Origin of the sequence: Pseudoalteromonas sp. BSi20480 (genome assembly GCF_000241365.1) — a bacterium.
In the GTDB taxonomy this organism is placed as follows: domain Bacteria; phylum Pseudomonadota; class Gammaproteobacteria; order Enterobacterales; family Alteromonadaceae; genus Pseudoalteromonas; species Pseudoalteromonas marina.
The window spans coordinates 1-6,589 of sequence record NZ_BADX01000159.1 but is presented as its reverse complement, the minus strand read 5'-3'; the positions used below and the strand labels follow the sequence as shown (position 1 = coordinate 6,589).

Here is a 6,589-nt window from a genome sequence, read left to right as displayed (position 1 = left end):
TCTGTTTTTTGTATTTCAGTCGAAGTCAGCGTTTAGCGAATTTCGTCTGGTATATTTTGCTGTGCCCACGACAAAAGCTCAATACGGTTACGACACTTGGTCTTTCTAAATGCGCTGTATAAATGAGTTTTTACAGTGTGTGGGCTAATGCTAAGTTCTTCAGCAATTTCTTTGTTTTTAGAACCGTTACTCATTAATGAAATAATCGCTTTTTCTCGCTTAGTAAGTTTGACAGGTTCAATATCGCCCTCTGTAAGCTTGTGAAGTGCGTCTTTATTAAACTGCAACATGCGATTTAATGCATTACACATGATGTCGCGACGATACCAAAGCTGATCTTCTAATAAGAGTCGAATACCTTTCATTAGCACATCTGCATTATCGGTCGTGTAAAATACACCACGAATACCGCTGAGTAGTGCTCGATTAGCAAGCTCTGGGTTTTCATCTAAGTTAAATAATATGATATCGCACTTAACACGAAGGTTTACTAGTTGTTCTTTTAATTTTCCCCACGCGTCATTGCTAGATGTTTCAATAAAAAGTAAGCGAGTCCCTTCAGGTGTATCCAATATATTAGTACCTGTTGTTACGTCTAGTCCTTGCGTTTTTAGCAATGGCTCTAATACGTTAATACCAATAGTATTAATTGGATCTTTATCTAATAACAAAAAGGCAGAACTGCTCATGTTTTTATACTCTTTTATAAAGCTGACTGATTAAGTTTATCACGATTCCCACACCTTTAGTATTAGAAAACCGCTATCGTACTTAAAAACAAGTACAATTTTATGATTATTTAAACATAAAATGTTGCAAATAAGTAATTGTTTTTTAATTTATAGGAACACATGCTTTTACATAGCATGTAGTAACTGAGCTTAATTAAGCGATTTCTTTTTTATTATCTTGATAAGGAGGCCACCCCATTTGCTTACCGGCAAGCATGTGAAGATGGATATGATAGACGGTTTGTCCGCCATGATCGTTGCAGTTCATAACAACACGGTAGCCGTCATCACTAAAGTTATGTTCTTTTGCAAGCTTAGCGGCCACCACATACAAGTTACCTACTAAATGTGCGTTATCATCATTTATATGATTTATGGTAGGAATTGCAATTTTTGGGATAATTAACACATGAAAAGGAGCTTGAGGGTTTATATCTTCAAACGCGAGAGTATTTTCGTCCTCGTAAATTATGTTTGCTGGGATCTCGCGGTTGATTATTTTTGTAAAGATAGTCTCTTGGCTCATTGTGTGTTCCTTATCAAGTGGTATGAAATTTAGATTCACTAATGACAAATTTTCAAAGCAGTGTCAAACTCAAATCAACCAAAGGAGTTAATATGCGTAAATCAGTGTTAATGAGCAGTGTAGCTGCATTGCTATTTAGTGTATCGAGTATGGCAGAAAATATTCACTTTCCTGAAGAGTTTGTGCCGTTGCAAGTCGGTGAGCGAATAATAGAAAGCTCTTTGTTTAGCCGTGTAGAAGATTTAGAGCTAGCGCCGGGGTCGTATCGGCTAAAGCTCAAGTATACCGACTTATACGATGAAGATTACGATATGCATGAGGTGGTTGAGTCAGAGCCTTTTTGGGTTGATATTACAATTGAGGCGGGTACAGATTATACCTTGGTATTTAATCGTGCTGAAAATGCAGTAGCGGCTAAAGTATTTGCTCAATCGCCCATGGTAAGTTTAAAAGCAAAAGGCAGTGCGTTAGCTGCGCCTTTGAGTGTTGTCTCTAATAATCAACTTGCTAGCGAAGCGACTGTTAGAACTATGCGAGAAGCACCAGCGGGTCCAGAAAAGCCAAGTAGGCCAATTAAACCTATTGCGCCTATTACAGGCAAAGGCATGCCAAGTGCGGCGCAAATGCTCGACTTTTGGTGGCAGCAAGCAACAGTTGCTGAGCGCAAAGCTTTTTTAGAAAAAGTAACAAACTAAGCTATTTAAAATAAGCATTAAAAAAGGGCCAAATTAGGCCCTTTTAGTTGTTACTTTACATTATTTATTATTCAAATAATGCGTCAATAGTGCCTTGTGCTAGTGGGTGGTATCCGGGACGTGCTTTTAAGTAAACACTCTGCGCCCAGTCTTTCTTACCGTTAGTGATAAGTGATTTGTACAGCGGCACAATTAGCTTACGACGACCAATACCTGATAAATGCGCATCAAGTGCAGGGTAAATTGGCTGATAACCGTTGCCTACTGCTAGCATATACCATGCAAATGCACGTTCTGAGTTGGTTGACTGCGTTAAGTTAAACTCGTCATCTAACTCAGTCATTTTTTCAATGCTTAAATCGCGTGGTAAGTTATTTAAAAAGTGCAACCACTCGTGTACTGTCCAGTTTGCTGTAGGTAACTGAGCAGCAGTTTTTGCGCCTTGTAACCAGGCTGTGGTTGCAGTATCAACCTTATCGAACGCATCAGAGGTAGGGTTAGGGGCATCTGTTGGTAAACCTGGCTCAAAAATCCACTCGTTCACTTTATCCATGCTAACAATACCTGGGTACCTGTTAATTAAATTAGCTTCAATATAGGTAACAAATTGTGCAGTCGTTAACGATTTAAAAGCAAACTCGTCAAAATAAGTTTTTACGAAAGGGTCAAACTTGTCACGACCAAACTTGTTTTCCAAGTAAATTAAGAATAATTGACCTTTAGTGTATGGTACCGAGCTAAACGCATCGTCTGGATCACGACCATTAAGCTTTAAGTTAAGGCGTGTGTCTGGCGCGTCAATGGTTTTAAGCTGTGCGCGAAGACCTGCTGCATCGAGTGCTTGCTCCATAACGGCACGGTCGCGGCCAAACACTTCTTCCATAATACGGTTTTCAACGTATGAGGTAAAACCTTCGTTTAACCATAAATCTTCCCACGTCGCATTAGTCACTAAGTTACCAGACCAAGAGTGAGCAAGCTCATGCGCAATAAGGTTAACTAAGCTTTTATCGCCTGCAACAACGGTAGGGGTAATAAACGATAAACGTGGATTTTCCATGCCACCAAACGGAAAGCTTGGCGGAAGCATGAGTAAGTCGTAACGGCCCCAAGCATAGTCGCCATACATGGCATTGGTTTTATCGATCATGGCTTGCGTGTCGTTAAATTCGGCAACAGAGGCTTCTAAAATTTCAGGCTCTGCAAATATACCCGTCTGATGAGACATTGCTTTAAATTCTAGGTTACCTGCACCAATGGCAATTAGGTATGGCGAAATAGCTTGCGGCATTTCAAAATGGTAGTCGCCATCTTTATAAAGCGCGTCTTTGTTGTCTGCGCTCATAACCGCACGAATATCTTTAGGTGTGGTAATTCGTGCAGAGTAGGTTACACGCATTGCTGGAGTGTCTTGTACGGGTAACCAACTACGGGCATGAATCGCTTGCGATTGGCTATACATAAACGGGTGCGTTTTACTGGCAGTTTGCGTAGGTGTTAACCATTGTAGACCAGATGCTTCTGGGCGACTGTTATAATAAATACGCACTATTTTAGCTTGGCTTTTAAATTCAATAGTAAGCTTTGAGCCTTTAACATCATCACGATTCGCTAAAGTGAATTTAGCTTTGTGCCAGCTGCCTGTTTGTGTTTGATACATTACTTTATCAATGTCTAAGTCGCGGGTATCAAGCACTAGTTTTTTGCTTTTGCTGTTATTCCATTTAAGCGTATGCTCAACAAAGCCTTCTAATTGCTTGTCGTCAAAATCGACATCTAAATCAAGGCTAAGGTGAGTTGTAACAACATCGTCAAGATTGGCGTATGAGTTTTGATCAACCGCATTCGCCATTGCTTGCGAACACATACCTGCCATAGCGAGGCTTAAAAAGAGAGGTTTAATTTTCATAATTACCCTGAACACAAATAAAAAGTGCAGGTTTTATATCACGATTGGCTGGGTGGGTTGAGCAATTTTTACAATCTGATGCGCATTTTGCGACGATGAGGTAAACTATTACGATTAGTTAACGGTTTATCTTGAGAGCTTTGTGGCGTACGCATTACACCCTTTACACACCTTTGCATTACATAATCAATGCCAAAATTTAGTTAAAATTACTCACCTTGAGCAACTTTATACTCAAAGCTTTTCGTCACCATTTTGTTTGTTGGGGGAGGGGAGTAATACCATTTTTTTAAACGACTACCACGGTACAGTTATTAAAATGGCCACCAAAGGGATTACTATTACACCCCGTGAAACCGATACTTTAATAAGCGTTGCCGCTGGTGAAAATTGGCACGCGTTAGTAAGTTATTTGCTTGATAAAAACTTACCAGGGCTTGAAAACTTAGCACTTATACCTGGTACAGTTGGGGCGTCACCTGTACAAAATATTGGAGCCTACGGTGTTGAGCTTTCTAAGTTTGTAGAGTCGGTTGAGTACTTTGACATACACAGCAAGAAACTTGTTTGTTTGACTAACGCGCAATGTGAGTTTGGCTACCGCGACTCTGTATTTAAACATGGACTAAAAAATAAAGCCGTTATCACACGGGTATTACTAGCATTGCCAAAGCAATGGCAACCTGTACTGAGTTATGGGCCATTAAAACAGCTAACAAACGTGACACCACGCGCCGTATTTGAACACGTTATTCAAACTCGTAATAGTAAACTGCCAGATCCATACACGTTACCAAATGCGGGCAGTTTTTTTAAAAACCCGATAATTACCAATCAACAGTTAACAACGTTGTTAAAGCAGTTTCCTGATGCGCCTTATTACGCCTATGGGCAAAGTGAGCATAAGGTAGCTGCGGGTTGGCTAATCGATAACGCAAATCTTAAAGGTTATCGCGTAGCGGGTATTGAGGTTCATAGACAACAAGCACTGGTATTGGTTAATCATGGTAACAGCGAAGGCGAAGACTTGATTGCTATGATCACGCATATTCAGCATGTTGTGTATTCGCGTTACAACATACTGCTTGAGCATGAAGTACGGTTAATAAACACAACCGATGAATGCTACATACAAGGAGACGTTACACAGTGAAAGCACCCGATGGCAATAAACTCGCTATATTGAAAGCGTTAAATCAACCCGGTTTTGTATCTGGTCAAGCGCTAGGTGAGCAACTCGGTATTAGTCGCGCGGCAGTGAGCAAACACATAAATAGCTTACAAGTTATGGGCTTAGATATTTTTAAAGTAACAGGTAAAGGCTATAGCTTAAATAACCACGCTGGGCTTTTAAATCAAACCAAAATACAGCAGTATTTTAATCAATTAACTAGCCAGTTAAAGTCACAGTCAGTGAACGTAGAAGTACATCCTTTAATTGACTCAACCAATTCCGAACTTATGAGGCGGATACAAGCTAAAACAGCGCTTGAGTCGGGTACCGTGATTGTGGCTGAAATGCAGCAGGCTGGCCGAGGACGACGAGGCCGTGTTTGGCAGTCACCGTTTGGTGCAAACCTTTATTACAGCTACTTTTGGCGTTTAGATGATGGCCTTCAAGCAGCTATGGGGGTGTCGATTGCGGTCGGATTAGCGGTATACGATACAATTAAAGCGCTTTACGACATAGAGTTAGAGCTTAAGTGGCCAAATGATATTTACCTAAATAAACAAAAACTTGCTGGTGTACTTGTTGAGCTAGATGGGCAGCCGCAAGGGCCGTGTCAGTTAGTGTTAGGAATTGGTATTAATTTGCAAATGCCACAGAGCTTTAGTCAACACATAGATCAAGCATGGACAGATCTAAGCCAGCATACCCAGCAGCTAGATAAAAACGAGCTGGTGGCATCACTCACCTACCACTTAGAGCACCGGTTAGATCAGTATCGTAAAAGTGGGTTACACACAATGCACGAGCAATGGAATTCGCTTAATGCATTTGCGGGTGAGTGCGTAGAGTTAAATACAGGCCATAGAAGTTGGTGGGGAATATGCGAAGGAATTGACCCTCAAGGTGGGATTCGTATTCGCCAAGACGGCGAGGTAAAAAGCTATTATGGCGGTGAAATATCACTGAGAAAGGCACAGCTATGAGATTACTCATTGATGTAGGTAACACATCTTTAAAAGCAGTTCTTTGGCACAATCAGCAGGCACAACCAGCAGATTTAAATAATTTACCCTGGCTGCAAATAACAGAAGTTGTATACGCTTGTGTAGGGCGAAGTGACTTACTTAATAAATTATTAGCCCAAGCTGCTAAGCATGATATAGCATGTTATGAAGCAACGGTGACTAAAACACTTCAAGGATTAAGCTGCGCATACGAGCAAGTAAATAACCTAGGCATAGACAGATGGCTTGCACTTATTGCTGGTTTTACATTGCACCCTAACCAAGCATGTATAGTGGTTGATGCTGGTACCGCCACAACGATTGATGTGTTAACCAGTGAAGGCCACCATTTAGGTGGATGGATTTTACCTGGGCTCGATTTAATGACGTCATCGCTGACACAAAACACCCAACGAGTATTTGACGACGAAAAAACCCCCTTTGAGAATCAATTAGGGAAAAATACACCTAACGGTTTAAAAAATGGTGCGTTGGTTGCGACCATCGGGGCGGTGGAACAAGCTAAATTACACTTAGGCGTGCAAAATAGCAC

Annotated in this window: 7 protein-coding genes; 4 read left to right on the top strand and 3 right to left on the bottom strand. The window is 40.9% G+C overall.

Features of this window, described 5'->3' with window-relative positions; all coding sequences use genetic code 11:
* Positions 1-32: 32 nt before the first annotated feature.
* Positions 33-689 (bottom strand): helix-turn-helix transcriptional regulator, encoded by a 657-nt coding sequence (locus tag P20480_RS02780; RefSeq protein ID WP_008132268.1) that lies wholly within the window; start codon positions 687-689, stop codon positions 33-35.
* A gap of 196 nt (positions 690-885) precedes the next feature.
* Positions 886-1,257 (bottom strand): histidine triad nucleotide-binding protein, encoded by a 372-nt coding sequence (locus P20480_RS02785; RefSeq protein WP_006793873.1) that lies wholly within the window; start codon positions 1,255-1,257, stop codon positions 886-888.
* 92 nt (positions 1,258-1,349) lie between these two features.
* Here P20480_RS02785 and P20480_RS02790 point away from each other — a divergent pair, with 92 nt between their 5' ends.
* Positions 1,350-1,952: a DUF2057 domain-containing protein gene (locus P20480_RS02790; protein WP_008132267.1), complete on the top strand. Its 603-nt coding sequence runs from the start codon at positions 1,350-1,352 to the stop codon at positions 1,950-1,952.
* 67 nt (positions 1,953-2,019) lie between these two features.
* Here the strand turns inward: P20480_RS02790 and P20480_RS02795 are convergent, their stop codons facing one another.
* Positions 2,020-3,861: a M1 family metallopeptidase gene (locus P20480_RS02795; protein ID WP_008132263.1), complete on the bottom strand. Its 1,842-nt coding sequence runs from the start codon at positions 3,859-3,861 to the stop codon at positions 2,020-2,022.
* 142 nt (positions 3,862-4,003) lie between these two features.
* On the opposite strand from P20480_RS02795, the gene murB reads away from it, so the two are divergent.
* The 3 genes from murB to P20480_RS18730 all read left to right on the top strand — a co-directional run.
* Complete coding sequence (gene murB / locus P20480_RS02800; protein WP_008132262.1) at positions 4,004-5,014, top strand: UDP-N-acetylmuramate dehydrogenase; 1,011 nt, start codon at positions 4,004-4,006, stop codon at positions 5,012-5,014.
* Complete coding sequence (gene birA, locus P20480_RS02805; protein ID WP_008132261.1) at positions 5,011-6,015, top strand: bifunctional biotin--[acetyl-CoA-carboxylase] ligase/biotin operon repressor BirA; 1,005 nt, start codon at positions 5,011-5,013, stop codon at positions 6,013-6,015. Before murB ends, birA begins: the two co-directional genes overlap by 4 nt.
* Positions 6,012-6,589 (top strand): type III pantothenate kinase (locus P20480_RS18730; RefSeq protein WP_033025827.1); only part of this gene is annotated, 578 nt, incomplete at its 3' end. The genes birA and P20480_RS18730, both read left to right, overlap by 4 nt.